The organism is Paenibacillus tritici, from assembly GCF_018207515.1.
In the GTDB taxonomy this organism is placed as follows: domain Bacteria; phylum Bacillota; class Bacilli; order Paenibacillales; family Paenibacillaceae; genus Paenibacillus_AQ; species Paenibacillus_AQ tritici.
This window is the reverse complement of the sequence record NZ_CP073365.1, coordinates 6,340,787-6,357,865: the sequence shown is the minus strand read 5'-3', so window position 1 is coordinate 6,357,865 and position 17,079 is coordinate 6,340,787. Positions and strand designations below refer to the sequence as shown.

Below are 17,079 nucleotides of genomic sequence, written 5' to 3'. Positions count from 1 at the left end.
AGGCTGTTGGAGAATCCGTAACCTGGCGGCTGGAGATCTAAATATTCACCGAATTAGGATCGGTTGGAGTGGGCGACTATCCGGTCAAGCTATATACTACGCAGGGGACTCCGGTCCTCTGTTTTTTTATTGATTTTTTGTTTATACACGCTACGTCAGTGGAGATATTGTACTTTTTGCAGCTTGAATTCCAAGATGCCATGTGTCCGTAAGGCTTGTTGCACAAATTGCAACAATTGTCCCCGCTAACCCTCTTGGAGGAGAGGATTGCTGACTTTTGGGCAACAGTTTTGAAATGGAGCCGAAATAAACAGGGGAATGTTGTATTATAGTCAGGATTTTAAATTAGCAGATTCACAAAATAACGCGGCTGCGCGGAAGCACCCTTATTCACTTGGGGCAGGACCCAGTTTTGATAACTATTTCAAGTATTGTTATACTAGAGAAATCTGAACTTTTACAGAGAAATGCAATAGAGTTTACACAGACCTTCAATAAAGAGAGCATGAGGAGATCGGATGATGATGAACGATAAGAAACCTGCGTCCGTGCAGTTTCATTTCTATATAGTAGCGGGACTGATCTGGCTGAAGCTGCTGCTGCTGAGAGGGCTGTTCTTTGACCGGATTGCCTGGGAATGGATTGCTGCGGATATCGCGCCGGTGCTGCTGATTCTGGGAGTGCTGGCCGTCATTACGCCCGGGAGGATGAAAAAGGCTGTCTTCTGGAGCTTCAACGGCCTATTGTCACTACTGCTGTTCGGGGCCAGTGTGTACTTCAACCACTTCGGCTCGGTGCCGACCTATCTGGCGCTCTATGAGCTGCATCAGGTATTCCAGGTCAAAGAAAGCGTGGAATCCACGATTGAAATGATTGATTATCTGTTTTTGGCCGATCTGATGATTATGATTAGCTATTTGCTCTTCCGCAGATGGAAGAAGGGTCCCGTACAGCAGCAGCCTGGCAGTCAGCCTTCACGCAGAGCCCGGAGAGTCTATCTGGTGGTGCTGCTGGTGGCTATTATCGGCGGCGGTTCGCTGTCGGCTTATTCCATAGATTCTGCCCGGGGAATCACCAACGAGCTGGTTCAGGCGGAAAGCGCCGGATTCCTGAATTATGAGGTGGTCGCGGCGATCAAAGCCCAAGAGGATAGCGGCCTGATCGGGACCGGTGATATTGCTGAAACCATAGCCAAGGTGCAGGCACTGGAGGCTACTTATCCATACAAGGATATTGCAGGCGGACTGCCGGAACATTTTGGATCGCAAAAGGGTAAAAATGTGATCGTCATCCAACTGGAGGCATTTCAAAATTTCCCGCTGCATCAGTCGCTGGACGGGCAAGAGCTGACACCGGTGATGAACGGTCTGGCTGATGAGGGCTTCTATTTCCCGCATGTCTTCCAGCAGGTCGGCCCGGGCAATACCTCGGATGCGGAATTCATAAGCAACACCTCGGTTTATCCGATTGCCACCCTGGCGATGTCAACAGGCTTCGGAGACCGTGAGCTGCCCAGCCTGCCGCGTCTGCTACGGGATAAGGGCTATGAGGCTTACACTTTTCATGTGAACAAGGTGGGCTTCTGGAACCGCAATGAGCTGTATCCGGCGCTTGGCTTCAACGGGTATTATGATAAAGGTTACTTTAAGAATGACCAGTTCAATTCCTTCGGTGCTTCCGATGAGCAGCTGTATGCTACCGCTGTGGAGAAGCTGGCCCAGCTGGAGAAGAAGGGGACGCCTTTTTATGCGCAGCTCGTGACCGCCTCCAGCCATCATCCGTTCAAGGTGCCGGACAGCTTCCGGAGAATTCAGATGCCGGACAAGCTCCAGGATACGATGCTGGGCGATTATCTGACTGCGGTGAATTATACGGATTATGCGATAGGTACGCTGATTGACGGATTGAAGCGGCAGGGCATGTGGGAGGATACGGTGCTTGTGCTGTACGGCGACCATTTCGGCCTGCAGCCGAAGGATGTCCCGGAGGAGCAGGTGGAGGGGGCGCTAGGAATCAAGTATGATAACCGGATTAGCCGGTTCAACATTCCGCTCATTATTCATGCGCCCGGCATGAAGCAGGGACAGGTTGTGGAGCAGACCGGCGGACAGCTGGATGTGCTTCCTACCGTGGCTAATCTGCTGGGGGTATCGCTGAAGGACGAAGGGTTCACGGCATTCGGGCATGATCTGCTGAATATTGACCAGAATGTGGTAGGCATGCGGTATTATTTGCCGACAGGCTCCTTTTTCAACAATGAAGTCATGTTCGTGCCTGGCAAAAGCTTCGAGGACGGAGAAGCCATCTCGCTGGATACGCATGAGCCGGTGGCGGATTTCAATAAGTATCAGAGCGATTATGACTATATTCTGAAGCTGATGGGCTACTCGGATGAATATGTGAAGCTGCTTCCGCAGCGTTAGGAGAACTTATGAAAAGACTATTAAAATCAGAATATCTCATTACCCTGGCAGGCGGTGTACTGATCATCTACCTGCTGTTCATGAAGCCTTTCATCGGAGTGGCCGACAACGGCGATTTCCTGCGGATGATGAATACGATCGGACTGAACTATTATGAGGCTGCGGAGAGCTATGCCGACCGCTTTTTCAGCTTCAGTCATTCCAGCTTCTCCTATGACAATCTGTTCAGCGGCTTCTATCCGTCCTCGCAGATTCTTGTCGTGCTGATCCCAAGACTGCTTGCGGGGCTGGTCCATGGCAGTTATTTCGATATTCGTATACTGGGCGCTGTATATGCGCTGCTGCTGCTGGCTGCCACGTGGATGATTGTTAAGCTGGGGGCGAAGGCCTCCTATACCACAGGACTGCTTCTCGGTGCGGCAATGCTGTTTGTATTCTACGATATCGGATATCTGGCTTATTTCAATTCACTGTATGGCGAACCGGTATCCATGGTCTTCATGCTGCTTACGTTCGCCTTGGGACTGAGACTTACAGGGCAAGAACGGCCAACACCCAAAGGGCTGACGCTGTTCTTCATTGCCGTGCTGTTCCTGATCTGCTCCAAAATCCAGAATGCACCGGTCGGTCTCGCCTTTGCGCTGATCTTCCTGCGTCTGCGGACCCTGAACGGGACAGGCAGTTGGCGTAAGCTTGCGCTTAGCCTTGGGGTGGCCACGGCGCTGGTATCCGTAGTCATGTATGTGGCGGCGCCGAAGGAGCTTAAGCATATCAATTTGTACCAGACCGTGTTTTTTGGAATTCTGAATGAATCGCCGGATGTGCGCGGAGATCTGCAAGATCTGGGATTGCCGGAGCGGCTGGAGGTACTGGCGGGAACGAATTATTTCCAGACAGATACGGTGATCAAACAGGATGATCCTTCGCTTACGCCGGATTTCTATGACCGTGTGTCGCATAAGGACGTACTTTTCTTTTATATGAAGCATCCTGGCAGATTAATAGATAATATGCAGTATGCTGCTGAGAACAGCATGTCCATCCGCCCCTATTATCTAGGAAGCTATGAGAAAAGCGAGGGCAAGCCTCCAGGCGCGGTAGCGGGTATGTACAGCGGATGGAGCGAGCTCAAGAACAAGCATCTGCCTCATTCCCTTGGGTTCCTGGTCGTGTTCTATCTGGTGTATTATGGCGGAGTACTGTTCCAGTACTTCCGCAGCAGAGAGATTGCCGGGCGGATTGCCGGAGAATTGATGATGCTGCTGGGGCTGATCGGGCTGTTCTCGTTCCTGGTACCGATCCTCGGTGACGGGCGGGCGGATATCGGCAAGCACCTGTTCCTGTTCAATGTCTGCTTCGATATGATGGCGGTGGCCATGTTTGGCTGGATCCTGCACAAGCTGACCGTAGTTCTGAAATCTGCTGCCCGGGCAAAGCGTTAATTGACCCGTTGCGGATTATAGAATACAATGTGTTTGGAACTTTAGTAAAAGAGTGGAAATGGCTTGATACAGCCTCATCCTATAAGGGGGCCGCTATGGGTAATGACGAATATAAGGATAAGATTGAACAGGCAAGACAGGAACTGAACAAACTGGCCTTGGAGTACGGGATGCAGGATGTCCGGGTGCTCCGCCAATCGGTGAAGCTGGATGCGCTTCTGAATGAATACAGTGATTGTCATACAGAGAAGGATGACCAGCTTTATTAGAGAATTACTGAGCAGCTATGCCAATACAAGAGACACTTTGACGGTTAACACCGCGGGGTGTCTTTTTTTATACGGGATCGAACTCATCGCCCAGCAGCTCACGGAGCATCTTCTGCCGGTCGGTCATGAAGGCGCGGGTAACCGCGTAATGGTCCGTGTCTTCCAGCGCAACAGGTGTAATGTGTTCTCCCTCCAGCAGGAGAATCTCCGCACCCGGATAGGACATCAGAATCGGCGAGTGGGTAGCGATGATGAACTGGGAGTTCTGCTCAGCCAGCTCATACATCCGCGCCAGCAGCGACATTTGACGTAAGGGAGACAAGGCCGCCTCCGGCTCGTCCAGAATATAGATCCCCTGTCCGCCGAAACGGTGGACGAACGTCGAGAAGAAGGATTCTCCATGAGACTGCTCATGCAGCGAGCTCCCTCCATAGGAGTCTTTAATCCGGTTCCCCATGCCCGGCTCCTCATCCAGCTCATCGATATAAGAAGCCACATTGTAGTAACTCTCCGCACGCAGGAAAAAGCCGTCCTTCGGCCGCTTCACCCCTTTGGCAATCCGCAAATATTCATAGAGATTGGAATGCGAGGCACGGGTATTAAACGAGAAATTCAGCGTCCCCCCTTCCGGATTGAACCCCCAGGCCGCAGCAATTCCCTCCAGCAAGGTAGACTTTCCGCTTCCGTTCTCCCCTACCAGAAAAGTAACCTGTTTCTGAAAAGCAAGCCGTTCCAAAGCACGCACCACCGGCAGATTAAACGGATAGCTCCCGAAGGAAGGGACCAGTGCGCGCAGCAGCTCCACATGACGGAGATACAGCATCGGACCATAGATTGAACTCATTTCTCAATTCCTCCTTAGTAGAATCTTCTCCCGCAAAGGCTTGTCCCTCCGATTGTAAATGATTTATGGGGTCCCCGCAAAGTACTTGGATGAGCTTCGGAGTGTAGCCTCACTTTGGGGAAGAAAGTGGATGGATTCGGCAAGTGTTCGGGCCAAGCAGGCGAATGCCCCGGGGCATATGCCAATTTCGCAGCGATACAGACAGATGTCCATGAGGCGGATGCTGACTCCGCATATAGTACTACTGTCTTGAGAATATAACGGGGCAGGGTGAAGGCCGTGAAAACAAAAAAGAGAGGCGAGCATCCTCAGGATTACCGGGAGGGATATCTGGAAGGATACCAGCTCGGCTTGTGCGAAGCCGTGAAGCGCCTGAATACTCCGGAAGTGGGAGCATGCCAGCCATTTAAGCTGATGTATGTTCCCCAGGGATTTCAGGCGATCGACGCGGGAGTGGCAGCAGCGCTGCGGCTGCTGGTAAGCGAACTGATCATCTGTCCTCCGGACACCATGCTGGAGGTAGCATCGCGCGAATCGCCGGGAGCGGTGCTGGTGATGAACGGGCTGCATGTGTTTCCGGCGAATCATCTGGAACAAATTACGGAAATCAGGAAGCTGGGTATTCCGGCAGCGATCTGGTTTGTGGATGATCCGTATTTTACCGAGGACACTTCGGTGATCTGCCGGCACTATGATTATGTGTTTACGCATGAACTGGGCTGTGTGGAGTTCTACCGTTCACTGGGTACGGCGTCTGTGCATTACCTTCCGCTGTGCGTCAATCCCCAGATGTTCTATCCGCGCCATACCGGACCGCAGTATCACTATGATGTGGTGTTTATCGGCAATGCCTTCCGCAACCGGACGAAGCTGTTCGATGAACTCACTCCGTTTCTGCGGGGGAAGAAGGTACTGATTGCCGGGGGATTCTGGGAGCGGCTGAACAACTTCGAGGAGCTGTCTTCCTTCATCAAAGACGGCTTCATTCCTCCGGAAGAGACAGCCAATTATTACAGCGGCGCCAAGCTGGTCATCAATATCCACCGTCCCTGGGAGGGAGGGCAGGACAACCGGAATACGTTCCAGCTTCCCTCCCTCTCGATTAACCCCAGGACCTACGAGATCAGTGCTTGCGGAACGATGCAGCTGACGGATGTCCGTGAGGATCTGGAGAGCCATTATACGCCGGGCCGTGATCTGGAGACCTTTGCTTCTGCCGATGAGCTGAAGCGCAAAATTGACTATTACCTGAAGCACGAGAAGGAGCGCCGTATGTATGCGCTGCGGGGATTACAGACTACCCTTCGCCGTCATACCTTTACTTCGCGTCTGCCTCACTTACTGGGTGTTCTTACTTCAAGAGGGTGAATTTCAATATGAATCAAAAGGAGCGAATACTCATGAATAATCAATTTATCATGCCAACACCGCCGCTGCCGAGGACCCCTGCCGAGGAGGAGAAGCTGCGGGGCCGCCTGACCGGCTTCAGGAGCGGATACGATGAAGGTTATCTGCGGGGCCGTCTGGCGATGCTGGACGGACGTCCGGAGGAACCGTATCCGGTACGCAATCTCCATGTGATGTATGTGGCTTCGGGTAAAGGGTATCCGTATTCTCCGCTGGATGATGCGGTGCTCTGCGCACTGCAAAGATTAACGGCTCATGTGACCATTACCGATGTACGCCAGAATCTGGTGGAGCTGGCTTCCGCCCAGTGTCCTGATCTGGTGCTGGTGCTGGATGGTCTGGATTTGCCGCTGGAGCAGGTGTCCGTTCTGCGCGGCCGGGGCATCAAGACTGCGATATGGCTCACGGATGATCCGTATTACACCGATTTTACGATGAAAATCGTTGCCCACTATGACTATGTATTCACCCTGGAGCTTAATTGCGTGGAGTTCTACCGCGGTCTTGGCTGCACGGAGGTTCATTATCTTCCCTTTGCCGCGCACCGTGAACATTACCGTCCGACAACCGGAAGATCGCCGGTCTGCCGTGATGTCAGCTTCATCGGGTCGGCTTACTGGAACCGGATTAATTTCTTCCGTGAAATTATGCCGGAGCTGATGAGCTATAACACGGTCATTAACGGAATCTGGTGGGACCGGTTGCCTGAAGCCCCGCTCTATGGCGACCGGATTGAGATTGGCAAGTGGATGTCTCCGCAGGAGACGGCCGTCACTTACAGCGGCTCGAAAATTGTCATCAACCTCCACCGTTCGCACATTGACGAGGTCGTCAACAATAACACACTGTATATTCCGGCCCTATCGCCGAATCCGCGCACATTCGAAATTGCTGCCAGCGGTACGCTCCAGCTCAGCGATGCCCGGGGTGATCTGGGTTCATTCTACAAGGTCGGGGAAGAAGTAGATACCTTCTCCAGCCCCCGGGAGCTGATGGACAAAATCCAGTATTACCTGACTCATGAAGAGGAACGCCGGGACATGGCGCTGCGCGCTTTTGAACGGACGCTGAAGGATCACACGTACACCAAACGCCTGAATCAGCTGCTTAGTGTTATTTACGGGTAATGCGGCGGGGAATGTCCTGTTAGGCTGTTCCAAAAATGTGCGTATCACAGGGGACAGGTGTCGTGCCGGCATCTGTGCCCCCTCAATATACTGGAGTACCGGGCAGTGATGTTAGCCTGTACGCAAATGCCGAAGTGAGTTTTACTGCGATGTAAATGCCTTGATGCTAAGCTTCGTAAAACTTAAGTTTATGCTTCCGAAGTGAGTTTTACTGCGATGTAAATGCTCTGATGCTAAGCTTCGTAAAACTTTTAGGGAGGTGAATGGCTGCTCCACAGCCCCTCGCAGGGGAGCGCCGAGACACCATGGCCGACAAAGCTACAATCGTCCTCTTTTCCCATGTTTCCAATACACGCAGTATAACGGGTGCGGAGAAGCTGCTATTGTTCTTCAGCCGGGAGCTGTCACCTTACTTCAATTGTATCCTTGTAGCTCCGCAGGAGGGGAAGCTCACCCGCCTGGCCCGGAGCTATGGACTCCATGTCCGGCTGATGCCTATTCCACTGGTCTATGGAGTGTATACCCCGTACGCAGGTCTCCCGGCAGATATCCGCAAGCTACAGGAGGGCCGGGAGTATCATGAGCTGTGTGCCTGGCTTGCGGAGGTCTGTCCGTCTTTTGTAATTACCAGTACCTGTGTGCATGCCTTGCCGCCATTGGCCGCGAAATCACTTGGTATACCAGTAATATGGAAGATCTCAGAGACCATTACAGACAACGAGTTCACCCCGATCAGCGTAGAACTGATCCAGAGCAACAGCGATGAGATCCTGGCCATTTCGCAGACGGCGGCAGCTTGTTTCCCGGAGGATATCCGTGAGGGTAAGGTGGCCCAGCTTCCTCCCTCCTGGGATGACGCAGAAATGATGTTCGGAGCCTGGAGCAAGCTGAGGGGAGAACGGCGGAGTGAGCTGAAGATCGCTCCGGGCGAACCGCTGATCGGTTACGTCTCTTCCTTCATTAATAAGGAGAAAGGCCTGGAGCATTTCGTTAAGATGGCCGTACTGGTTCATCAGCAGCATCCGGCTGCCCGCTACCTTGTAGTGGGGACTCCCGGGGATAAAAGCTACTATGAGCGCTGTGTCCGCAAGGTGAAGCTGGAGGGTCTGACCTCGCGGTTCCGATTTGTCGGGTACGAGGAATGTCTCCCGGCTGCCTATTGCGCTATGGATCTGCTGGTCGTGCCCAGCCTGATCCGTGAAGGCTTCGGCATGACGGCGCTGGAGGGCTACGCCTTCAGCAAGCCGGTGGTCGCGTATGATTCCGGCGGCCTGCGGGAGATTCTGGACGCTGCTGGCTGCGGTGATCTGCTCGTACCCGCAGGAGACATCGGAGCGCTGGCAGAGCGGGTGAACGCTCTGCTGGCCGATCAGGCCCTGGCGGCCGGCATCGGCAGCCAGGCGCGGGAACGCATCGAGGCCGTCTACGGCCCGGCGGCTTACCGCGCCCGCCTGCAGGGCTTAGCGGAGAGATGGCATCTCCGCTTCTGCCTGAACCCGCCGCAGATCATCGGCGGGCCAGGAGGTCCGCCCGCCGCGCCTGCGGGCGGAGGCCCCCCCGCGGCAGAGCCGCCGCGGGAACGGCCCGGGCGCCGCGCCGCACGGCTGCGGGCCGCGAAGCTCCGGCGCGGCAGGCTGCGCCGCGCCGCTTCCCGTGCCCGTGCCGGTGCGCGCACGGGCCGTAAGAAGCGCGCGGCAGGCTCCGCGCGCCGGAGGGCCAGCGGCGGCGGCAAGAAGCGCCGCGCGGGCCAGGCAGCGGGCCGCCGGAGCAAGCGGCGGCGCAAGGCGGGCTGAGGTCCGCGGGGGATGCCGCGGACCGGCGTTTTGCCGGCGCTGCGCCAGCCCCCGCCGGAACCGCACGAATCAGAGGTATAAATCCCTCTGAACCCGCTGCTCCCGCCGGAACCGCGCGAATCAGAGGTATAAATCCCTCTGAACCCGCCGCCCCCGCCGGAACCGTGCTAATCAGAGGTATAAATCCCTCTGAACCCGCCGCCTCCGCCGGAACCGTGCTAATCAGAGGTATAAATCCCTCTGAACCCGCCGCCTCCGCCGGAACCGCGCCAATCAGAGGTATAAATCCCTCTGAACCCGCCGCCTCCGCCGGAACCGCACGATTCAGAGGTATAAATCCCTCTGAACCCGCTGCTCCCGCCGGAACCGCGCGAATCAGAGGTATAAATCCCTCTGAACCCGCCGCCCCCGCCGGAACCGTGCTAATCAGAGGTATAAATCCCTCTGAACCCGCCGCCTCCGCCGGAACCGCGCCAATCAGAGGTATAAATCCCTCTGAATCTGCCGCCTCCGCCGGAACCGCGCGAATCAGAGGTATAAATCCCTCTGAATCCGCCGCTTTCGGCGGGCCGCTCCTTCACCGCCGACGCGCCGGTCCGGCCGCCAGCTCGGACAGAACCGCCTGCCCTACCATAAGGGCAGGTCATAATCAAAGGGGAGTGAACCCATGAAGATCATGACGATTTTGGGCACACGGCCCGAGATCATCCGCCTCAGTGTTATCATTCCGCTGCTTGACCGGTATGCGGAGCGGCATGTACTGGTGCATACGGGTCAGAATTTCACAGCCAGCCTCAGCGGGGTATTCTTCGCCGAGCTGGGGCTCCGTGCACCGGACTATGTGCTCCAGGATAAGCAGGCCGGACTCGGGGGCCAGCTGGCCGCCATGTTCGGAAGCCTGGAGAGTATCCTGCTTCAGGAGAAGCCGGACCGTATTCTGCTGCTGGGCGACACCAACAGTGCGCTGTGTGCCATTCTTGCCGAGCGGATGGGCATTCCTGTGGTGCACATGGAAGCAGGCAACCGCTGTTACGATCTGAAAGTGCCGGAGGAGAAAAACCGCCGTGTCATAGATGCCGTCTCGACCATAAATATGCCCTATACCCAGCAGAGTAAAAGACATCTGCTCAGCGAAGGGTTCCCCAGCCAGCGTATCGTGTTAACCGGCAATCCCATCCATGAGGTCATTACACATTATGAGGAGCAAATCGCGTCCAGCAACATTTTGTCCCGGCTGAAGCTTGAAGCAGGCCGCTATCTGCTGGTGACGGCCCACCGGGCCGAGAATGTCGATGATCCGCAGTCGCTGCTCCAGATTATGTCTGGCCTGAACCTGGTGGCGGAACACTTGGGACTCCGCCTGATCTGCAGCATTCATCCCCGTACACGCTCCAAGCTTACGGAGCAGTTCCCGCTGACGATGAACCCGCTGGTGGAGTTTCATGAGCCTTTCGGATTTTTTGATTTCGTCCATTTGGAACGTTATGCCCTATGCGCCATTACGGACAGCGGTACCGTTCAGGAGGAGTGCTGCCTGATGGGGGTGCCTACGGTGACGATCCGCCGGACCACAGAACGTCCGGAGACCGTTGATTGCGGAAGTAATGTAGTGTCCGGGGTAGAACAGAACAGTATTCTGCGCTGTACCGTGCTGATGACGTCGCTTAAGCCCGATTGGGAGGCGCCGGAAGGGTATCTTGCCCAAGGTGTCTCGGTCAAAGTAGTTAAATTTCTGCTTGGAGGGAACCTGCATGTTCAATAATAAACGGATTCTGGTTACAGGCGGTACCGGTTCCTGGGGGCATGAGCTTATCCGGCAACTGCTGCCGCAGCATCCCAAAGAAATCATCGTATTCTCCCGCAGCGAGTCTGCACAGGTAGCCATGAGCCGTGAATTTGAAGATAAGCGCCTCAGCTTCATCATCGGCGATATCCGTGACAAGGATGCCCTGGTAGCGGCATGCCGCGGTGTGGATTATGTGTTCCACCTGGCGGCGCTCAAGCATGTTCCAGTCTGCGAAGACCAGCCGTACGAGGCGCTGAAGACCAATGTAGTCGGCACGCAGAATGTGATTGAAGCGGCAATTGCCAATAATGTGGAAAAAGCGATCTACATCTCCACCGACAAAGCTGCCAATCCGTCGAACTTCTACGGCATGACCAAAGCCATCGGTGAGAAGCTGTTCGTATACGCCAACCTGATCGGTTCGGGGACCCGCTTTGTCACGGTGCGCGGCGGCAATGTGCTGGGAACGAACGGCAGTGTCGTCCATCTGTTCATGAAGCAGATCCAGGACAAGGGACAGGTGCGGATCACGGACATGAATATGACCCGGTTCTTCTTCACGCTGCGCGACGCCATTACTCTGCTGTTCAAGGCTTCCGAGGTCAGTCTCGGCGGCGAGATCTTCGTCATGACCATGCCGACCTGCCGGATCGTGGATTTGGCCGAGGTGCTGATCGAGGCTTCCGGCCGAAGAGATGTCACCATGATCGAGGCAGGCATCCGGCCGGGTGAGAAAATCCACGAGATTCTCATGAGTGACTTCGAGAGTCTGACTACGGTGGTCTATGATGAACAGTATCTGGTTATTCTGCCAACCCTGGATATGCCGGAGCTGAAAGAGCATTACCGCCATTTCCCCCATGTGTCCTTCAATAGCTTCAGCTCGGAGGATAACCTGATGCAGCAGTCGGAAATCAGGGATATCCTGGTGCGGGGAGGGTTCCTCCAGTGAAACTCCTTATCCTCGGCGGAAATGGTATGGCGGGTCACATGCTGGCGGAATACTTCCGCCGCCAGGGCAAGCATCACATCTTCCACACAACCCGGGATAAGAACGATCTTGGAGGGTTGTATATAGATGCCGATGACATTGCCGGCGTAGAGAAGCTGGTCGAAATCGTCTCCCCCCATTGCATCATTAATGCAATGGGGGTACTCAATCAATTTGCCGAACGTGACCGGATCGGTGCGTATCATGTCAACGGATTCCTGCCCCATCGTCTGCGGCGGGTGGCAGACCAGATCCGTGCCCGGCTCATTCACATCAGCTCTGATTGTGTATTCGAAGGAACGCGCGGAAGCTACACGGAGGATGACCCTGCTGACGGCACATCGGTCTATGCGCTTACCAAGAGTCTTGGAGAAGTGCGGGACCCCGGACATCTGACAATCCGCACCTCAATCATCGGGCCCGAGATCCGCTCCGGCGGGATCGGACTGATGGAATGGTTCCTGGCCCAGAAGGGCCGGGTGGCCGGGTATGAACATGTGATGTGGAATGGAGTCACCACACTGGAACTGGCGAGAGCCGTCGATTCCTTGCTTGGCTCCGATCTCTCGGGGCTGATACATCTGGCCCATCCGCAGCCGGTAAGCAAATATGAGCTGCTGCAGATGATGCAGGCTGCATTTCATAAGGAGGATGTCGAGATCTTTCCGCAGCAGAATCCGGTTCAGGACCGGACGCTGGTCAGTACCAGAAGCGATGTGACTATAAAGCTGCCTTCCTATCCCCAGATGCTTAGGGAGCTGGCCGATTTTATGTACAGCTCAGAGATACCTGCCAGCTCAGAGATACCGGCCCGCTCAGAGATACCGACCCGCTCAGAGCTGCCGATATGAAGGGGCGGAGACTGCTGATTACCGGAGCTGCCGGATTTACCGGCCGTCATGCCGTGGCTTATTTTGCTGCCGGAGGAGCAGAGGTGACAGCTGTAGTACGCTCCAAGACAGCGGAATCGGGTATTTTTCCGGCGGGGGTTCGGCGGTATGTCTGCGATCTTGGGGACCGCAAGGCTGTGGCAGCAATGATTGAAGCAGTTAAGCCGGACCTGGTATTGCACCTGGCAGGGAAGAATTCGGTCCCGGAGTCCTGGCGTGACCCGCTGCTCTATATGGAGACCAATGTAATGGCTACCCTATACTTGCTTGAGGCGCTGCGATTCCAGCCGGCCAGCCGTATCCTGGTGGCCGGCTCCCGGCTTAAGTACAGACCGGGTACGGAAGAACCGCCTCATCCCTACAGCCTTAGCAAGACGCTGGAGGAGCTGGTATCGCTGGCCTGGGGAACACTTTTCAAGCAGCCTGTGCTGATGGCGGAGCCCTCGAATCTGATCGGTCCCGGTCCATCGACCGGCTTCTGTTCCCTCCTGGCACGCCATATTGTGCGCAGTGAAGAAGCTGCGTCAGCCGGAGAGGCGCCTCCTGCAGCATTCAGGCTCTCCTCGCGCCATACGCTGCGTGACTTCCTGGATGTGCGGGATGCGGTTCGGGCTTATGGCTTCATTCTGGATTCGGGAGAGACGGGTAAGGTCTACCGTATCGACTCCGGAGCCCAGCGGGAGCTTGGGGATATTGCCGCGAAGCTGCTGGCTCATGCTGCAGCTCCGGTTATGATGGACTGGGGACCGGATCAGGAGCAGCACAGCCGGGGGAAGGACTCCCCGGCATCTGCCGTTCCGGTGAAGCCTCCGTTTGAATCTGCTGGTAAAGAGGTGCCGCCTGTGGAACCGGAAGACTATGCTGCCATTCCCGGCTGGAAGCCGGAGATTGGGCTTGACCGGTCACTGGCGGATATTATCGGCTATACAAGGGCCGGTGAGGAAGGAAGGTTGTTATGAAGCCCAGAGTATCCGTAGTGATTCCTTTTTATAATTGTCCTTATATTGAGCAGGCGCTGCAAAGCGCCCTGGCTCAATCCTGGCGGCCTTATGAGATTATCGTGGTGGATGACGGTTCAACGATGCATACAGAGCGGATAATCCCTTACCTGCCCCATATCCACTATCTGGGCAAAGCCAACGGTGGCACTGCTTCCGCGCTCAATCACGGGATTGCCCATGCTTCGGGAGATTATGTTGTCTGGCTCAGCTCGGATGATATGTTCTACCATGACAAGATCAATAACCAGGTTCTGTTCATGGAACAGAACCGTTTGCTGATCACCTACACTAATTTCAACTTCATTAATGGAAACTCGCAGGTTGTTGAGCTGAATGCGGCGGCTGTGTTTCATAACCAGCTTGACTATTTGCGCTGCTTCCTGCACGGCAACCCTATCAACGGATGTACGGTGATGTTCAAGCGGGAGATATTCGGCGCCATCGGGTTGTTTGATGAAGCCCTTCCGTATACCCATGATTATGATCTGTGGTACCGGGCCATTCTGAACGGTTACGCACCGGTGATGCTGAACCAGTCCTTGACTGCCTACCGCCGGCATGACGGTATGGGCACGCTTAAGTACTATGATGTTATCATGGCGGAAGCTGCGGCCACCAGTGCCCGTTATCACGCCCCGCTAAGCGGCTTGATTGCTTCCATGGGCGGCTAGCTGCCCATGAAAGCCAGGTATAGCCTATATACAAGCCGCTTAATGCTTAGGAGGGAGAGTCTATGTACCGGGAAATAGAAGTGAAAGACTTCCTGCCGGTCCTGCTGGAGCAGCTGAAATTCTCCGAGAGTATTCTGGATATCGGCAGCGGTACCGGTGCGTTGCTGGAGCGGTATGAAGCCGCTGTGGTGCTGGGGCTGGATATCCATCGGCCCTATCTGCTACACCGCCAATACAAGTCCCCCCATATCATTCCGGTTCATGCCGATGCCGGACACATTGATAAGCTGTTTCTGCCGGGAACCTTCTCTGCGGTCACACTGATTGATTCCCTGGAGCATTTCTCGATGAGTGAGGGCATGGAGCTGCTCCGCAAGGCAGAGATTATCGCTGCAAACCGGGTGGTTGTATTTACACCGCGGGGATTCTTCCCGCAGGAAGGAAAGGACCATTTCAATCTGCACGGGGAGTATTACCAGAAGCACTGGAGCGGCTGGGAGCCCGAGGATTTCCTGAAGCTGGGCTATGCTGTAACTGTGCTGAAGGGCTTCCACCATGCCGAGAATCCCTCATTCCGGGAAGCATTCGGCGAGAATCATGCGCCGCTGGATGCTCTGCTTGCCTGCAAGACAGTATAAATGAACTCAGTGAGGAGGCCGGCGCATGGAGCATAAGACCAAGGTCTCGGTGGTGATTCCGTTCTATAATTGTCCCTACGTGAATTTGGCGGTCGAAAGCGTGCTGGCGCAGAGCTATACGGATATTGAGCTGATTGTTGTCGATGACGGTTCTACGCTCTATATGGAGAAGCTGGAAGCATATAAGAACCAAATGGTGTATATCCGCAAACCAAACGGCGGAACCGCCTCGGCACTCAATAGAGGAATCCAGGTGTCCAGCGGGGCTTATTTTGCCTGGTTAAGCGCGGACGACCTGTTCCATCCCGATAAAATCAGACGGCAAATGGAGACCATCCGCAGCTCTGGAACCTTCTTCAATCATACGGCTTATTATTATATCAATGCGCTCGGGGAACGGTTCTCCGGTATCATCCGGATGCCGGCCTTCACCAGGCAGGCTTTCATTCAGACCATGATGTCAAGCTGTCCGGTTAACGGCAGTACGGTTCTGTGTGATATGGAGATCTTCTCCAGGATCGGACTGTTTAATGAAAGTCTCTTGTATACCCAGGATTATGACCTGTGGCTGCGGATTCTGCCGCATTTTGAATGGTCTTATATTGACGAGCCTTTGCTTGATTACCGCGTGCATAACGAGATGGGCTCTGTCTTGCACAGCGAAGCGCAGCGCCGGGAAATTGCACAGGTGCAGTCCATGCATAGGGGCAATCTGACCCGGCTGCTGAGAAAGGAGAGAAGCACATGAGACTGACCTTTCCGGCGCTGACGTTATCCAGAGGCGGTGCGCAGCGCATGCTGACCGAGCTGGCTAACCGTCTGGCTATAATGGGCCATAAGGTTGTTGTACTTATTCCCAGCAACGGTGTGGTGGAATATGAGATGAAATGCCCGATCATCACTGCCCCCAGGCCGGTGCTGTCGGAGGAAGATTTCCCCTACGGGGATGTGATCATCTCCAATTACTATACAACCGTGCCGGTTGCAGAGCGGGCCAGCCAGCAGGGGAAAGGGCTGCATATCCGGCTGGCCTTATGTTATGAGCCAACCTTTTTGCCGGATAATAATCTGTCGTTCTCCTCCTATAGCATCACCCGTAATCTGCTTGTACTATCACGCTGGCAGCAGGAGATCATTAGAATGAATCACGGCATTAAGGGCAGAATTGTTCCGGTGGGAGTCAACCCCGATTTCAATAATACGCATTTGCGCGACAGGGCAGACAGACCGCTTATCATCTCGGCAATCATGCGGCGGCCGGAGGGCGGATTCTCAGGCCACCGCGAACAGGAATACCTGATTGAGCAGCTGGATAGGGTCAAGCGTCTTCATCCTGAAGTTATAATCTACATCATTGTTCCTCCTGCCGAATACGCTGCCTCAGAGAGTCTGCAGGAGCTGTTAAGCACCCGAAGCTATCAGCTTCGGACACCCGGGAATGATGTGGAGCTGGCTTATCATTATAATGAGAGCGATATTTTTGTCAGCTCCAGTACCAATGACGCCGGCTCCTTGCCGGGGCTTGAAGCCATGCGCTGCGGTGCGGCTCTGGTTACAGTATATTCAGGGGGGAACCTTGAATACTGCGCACATGGACATAACTGCCTGATGTCGTACCGTCATGAGAACCGTCTGGCTGCGGATATCGTGACTCTTATTGATGACAAAGAGCTTCGCTGTCGTCTGGCCGCCAGGGGAGAGCTGGATTCTCAGCGCTTTACCTGGGAGCGGAGCATGCAGATTTTCCAGACAGAGCTGTTTGATATTGTATCCAAACAAGGCGCAAGATGAGGATCA

Annotated in this window: 15 protein-coding genes; 14 read left to right on the top strand and 1 reads right to left on the bottom strand. The window is 54.8% G+C overall.

All coding sequences use genetic code 11. From position 1 onward, the window contains the following. The first annotated feature begins 521 nt into the window (after window positions 1–521). The 3 genes from KDC22_RS27235 to KDC22_RS27225 all read left to right on the top strand — a co-directional run bounded on the left by KDC22_RS27235 (window position 522) and on the right by KDC22_RS27225 (window position 4,134). Complete coding sequence (locus tag KDC22_RS27235) at window positions 522–2,423, top strand: LTA synthase family protein (RefSeq protein WP_425517079.1); 1,902 nt, start codon at window positions 522–524, stop codon at window positions 2,421–2,423. Between the two features lie 8 nt (window positions 2,424–2,431). Then, on the top strand, window positions 2,432–3,865 hold the full coding sequence (gene wsfD, locus KDC22_RS27230) for a glycan biosynthesis hexose transferase WsfD (protein WP_211721004.1): 1,434 nt from the start codon (window positions 2,432–2,434) through the stop codon (window positions 3,863–3,865). A gap of 95 nt (window positions 3,866–3,960) precedes the next feature. Continuing rightward, window positions 3,961–4,134 (top strand): aspartyl-phosphate phosphatase Spo0E family protein, encoded by a 174-nt coding sequence (locus tag KDC22_RS27225; protein WP_173131895.1) that lies wholly within the window; start codon window positions 3,961–3,963, stop codon window positions 4,132–4,134. Window positions 4,135–4,201: 67 nt separating this feature from the next. Here KDC22_RS27225 and KDC22_RS27220 read toward each other — a convergent pair whose 3' ends face one another. Next, window positions 4,202–4,978: an AAA family ATPase gene (locus KDC22_RS27220; protein WP_211721003.1), complete on the bottom strand. Its 777-nt coding sequence runs from the start codon at window positions 4,976–4,978 to the stop codon at window positions 4,202–4,204. Window positions 4,979–5,248: 270 nt separating this feature from the next. On the opposite strand from KDC22_RS27220, the gene KDC22_RS27215 reads away from it, so the two are divergent. The 11 genes from KDC22_RS27215 to KDC22_RS27165 all read left to right on the top strand — a co-directional run bounded on the left by KDC22_RS27215 (window position 5,249) and on the right by KDC22_RS27165 (window position 17,073). Next, window positions 5,249–6,346, top strand: a complete 1,098-nt coding sequence (locus tag KDC22_RS27215; RefSeq protein ID WP_425516971.1) for a CgeB family protein — start codon at window positions 5,249–5,251, stop codon at window positions 6,344–6,346. A gap of 32 nt (window positions 6,347–6,378) precedes the next feature. Continuing rightward, on the top strand, window positions 6,379–7,512 hold the full coding sequence (locus KDC22_RS27210; protein ID WP_173131904.1) for a CgeB family protein: 1,134 nt from the start codon (window positions 6,379–6,381) through the stop codon (window positions 7,510–7,512). Between the two features lie 305 nt (window positions 7,513–7,817). After that, the gene (locus tag KDC22_RS27205) at window positions 7,818–9,305 is read left to right on the top strand and encodes a glycosyltransferase (protein WP_211721001.1); all 1,488 of its coding nucleotides are present in this window, start codon (window positions 7,818–7,820) and stop codon (window positions 9,303–9,305) included. Window positions 9,306–9,972: 667 nt separating this feature from the next. After that, window positions 9,973–11,067, top strand: a complete 1,095-nt coding sequence (gene wecB, locus KDC22_RS27200; RefSeq protein WP_173131910.1) for a non-hydrolyzing UDP-N-acetylglucosamine 2-epimerase — start codon at window positions 9,973–9,975, stop codon at window positions 11,065–11,067. Further along, window positions 11,057–12,043: a polysaccharide biosynthesis protein gene (locus KDC22_RS27195; protein ID WP_173131913.1), complete on the top strand. Its 987-nt coding sequence runs from the start codon at window positions 11,057–11,059 to the stop codon at window positions 12,041–12,043. The genes wecB and KDC22_RS27195 overlap by 11 nt, the downstream gene beginning before the upstream one ends. Beyond that, a complete protein-coding gene (locus KDC22_RS27190) occupies window positions 12,040–12,933 on the top strand; it encodes an SDR family oxidoreductase (protein WP_211721000.1) in 894 nt (297 codons plus the stop codon). The genes KDC22_RS27195 and KDC22_RS27190 overlap by 4 nt, the downstream gene beginning before the upstream one ends. After that, entirely contained in the window at window positions 12,930–13,931 is a 1,002-nt protein-coding gene (locus KDC22_RS27185; protein ID WP_173131920.1) for an SDR family oxidoreductase, read from the top strand. Before KDC22_RS27190 ends, KDC22_RS27185 begins: the two co-directional genes overlap by 4 nt. Next, window positions 13,928–14,644 carry a glycosyltransferase gene (locus KDC22_RS27180; RefSeq protein ID WP_173131924.1) on the top strand — a complete coding sequence of 239 codons (717 nt, stop codon included), beginning with the start codon at window positions 13,928–13,930 and terminating at the stop codon, window positions 14,642–14,644. Before KDC22_RS27185 ends, KDC22_RS27180 begins: the two co-directional genes overlap by 4 nt. Window positions 14,645–14,706: 62 nt before the next feature. After that, window positions 14,707–15,282, top strand: a complete 576-nt coding sequence (locus KDC22_RS27175) for a class I SAM-dependent methyltransferase (RefSeq protein ID WP_173131927.1) — start codon at window positions 14,707–14,709, stop codon at window positions 15,280–15,282. Between the two features lie 25 nt (window positions 15,283–15,307). After that, window positions 15,308–16,030 carry a glycosyltransferase gene (locus KDC22_RS27170; protein ID WP_173131930.1) on the top strand — a complete coding sequence of 241 codons (723 nt, stop codon included), beginning with the start codon at window positions 15,308–15,310 and terminating at the stop codon, window positions 16,028–16,030. Then, entirely contained in the window at window positions 16,027–17,073 is a 1,047-nt protein-coding gene (locus KDC22_RS27165; RefSeq protein WP_173131932.1) for a glycosyltransferase family 4 protein, read from the top strand. Before KDC22_RS27170 ends, KDC22_RS27165 begins: the two co-directional genes overlap by 4 nt. The last annotated feature ends 6 nt before the right edge of the window (window positions 17,074–17,079 follow it).

Excerpts from the sequence above, each read along its gene's own strand:
- KDC22_RS27235 (WP_425517079.1), top strand. The coding sequence starts at position 522 with ATGATGAACGATAAGAAACCTGCGTCCGTGCAGTTTCATTTCTATATA.
- wsfD (WP_211721004.1), top strand. The coding sequence starts at position 2,432 with ATGAAAAGACTATTAAAATCAGAATATCTCATTACCCTGGCAGGCGGT.
- KDC22_RS27225 (WP_173131895.1), top strand. The coding sequence starts at position 3,961 with ATGGGTAATGACGAATATAAGGATAAGATTGAACAGGCAAGACAGGAA.
- KDC22_RS27220 (WP_211721003.1), bottom strand. The coding sequence starts at position 4,978 with ATGAGTTCAATCTATGGTCCGATGCTGTATCTCCGTCATGTGGAGCTG.
- KDC22_RS27210 (WP_173131904.1), top strand. The coding sequence starts at position 6,379 with ATGAATAATCAATTTATCATGCCAACACCGCCGCTGCCGAGGACCCCT.
- KDC22_RS27205 (WP_211721001.1), top strand. The coding sequence starts at position 7,818 with ATGGCCGACAAAGCTACAATCGTCCTCTTTTCCCATGTTTCCAATACA.
- wecB (WP_173131910.1), top strand. The coding sequence starts at position 9,973 with ATGAAGATCATGACGATTTTGGGCACACGGCCCGAGATCATCCGCCTC.
- KDC22_RS27195 (WP_173131913.1), top strand. The coding sequence starts at position 11,057 with ATGTTCAATAATAAACGGATTCTGGTTACAGGCGGTACCGGTTCCTGG.
- KDC22_RS27185 (WP_173131920.1), top strand. The coding sequence starts at position 12,930 with ATGAAGGGGCGGAGACTGCTGATTACCGGAGCTGCCGGATTTACCGGC.
- KDC22_RS27180 (WP_173131924.1), top strand. The coding sequence starts at position 13,928 with ATGAAGCCCAGAGTATCCGTAGTGATTCCTTTTTATAATTGTCCTTAT.
- KDC22_RS27175 (WP_173131927.1), top strand. The coding sequence starts at position 14,707 with ATGTACCGGGAAATAGAAGTGAAAGACTTCCTGCCGGTCCTGCTGGAG.
- KDC22_RS27170 (WP_173131930.1), top strand. The coding sequence starts at position 15,308 with ATGGAGCATAAGACCAAGGTCTCGGTGGTGATTCCGTTCTATAATTGT.
- KDC22_RS27165 (WP_173131932.1), top strand. The coding sequence starts at position 16,027 with ATGAGACTGACCTTTCCGGCGCTGACGTTATCCAGAGGCGGTGCGCAG.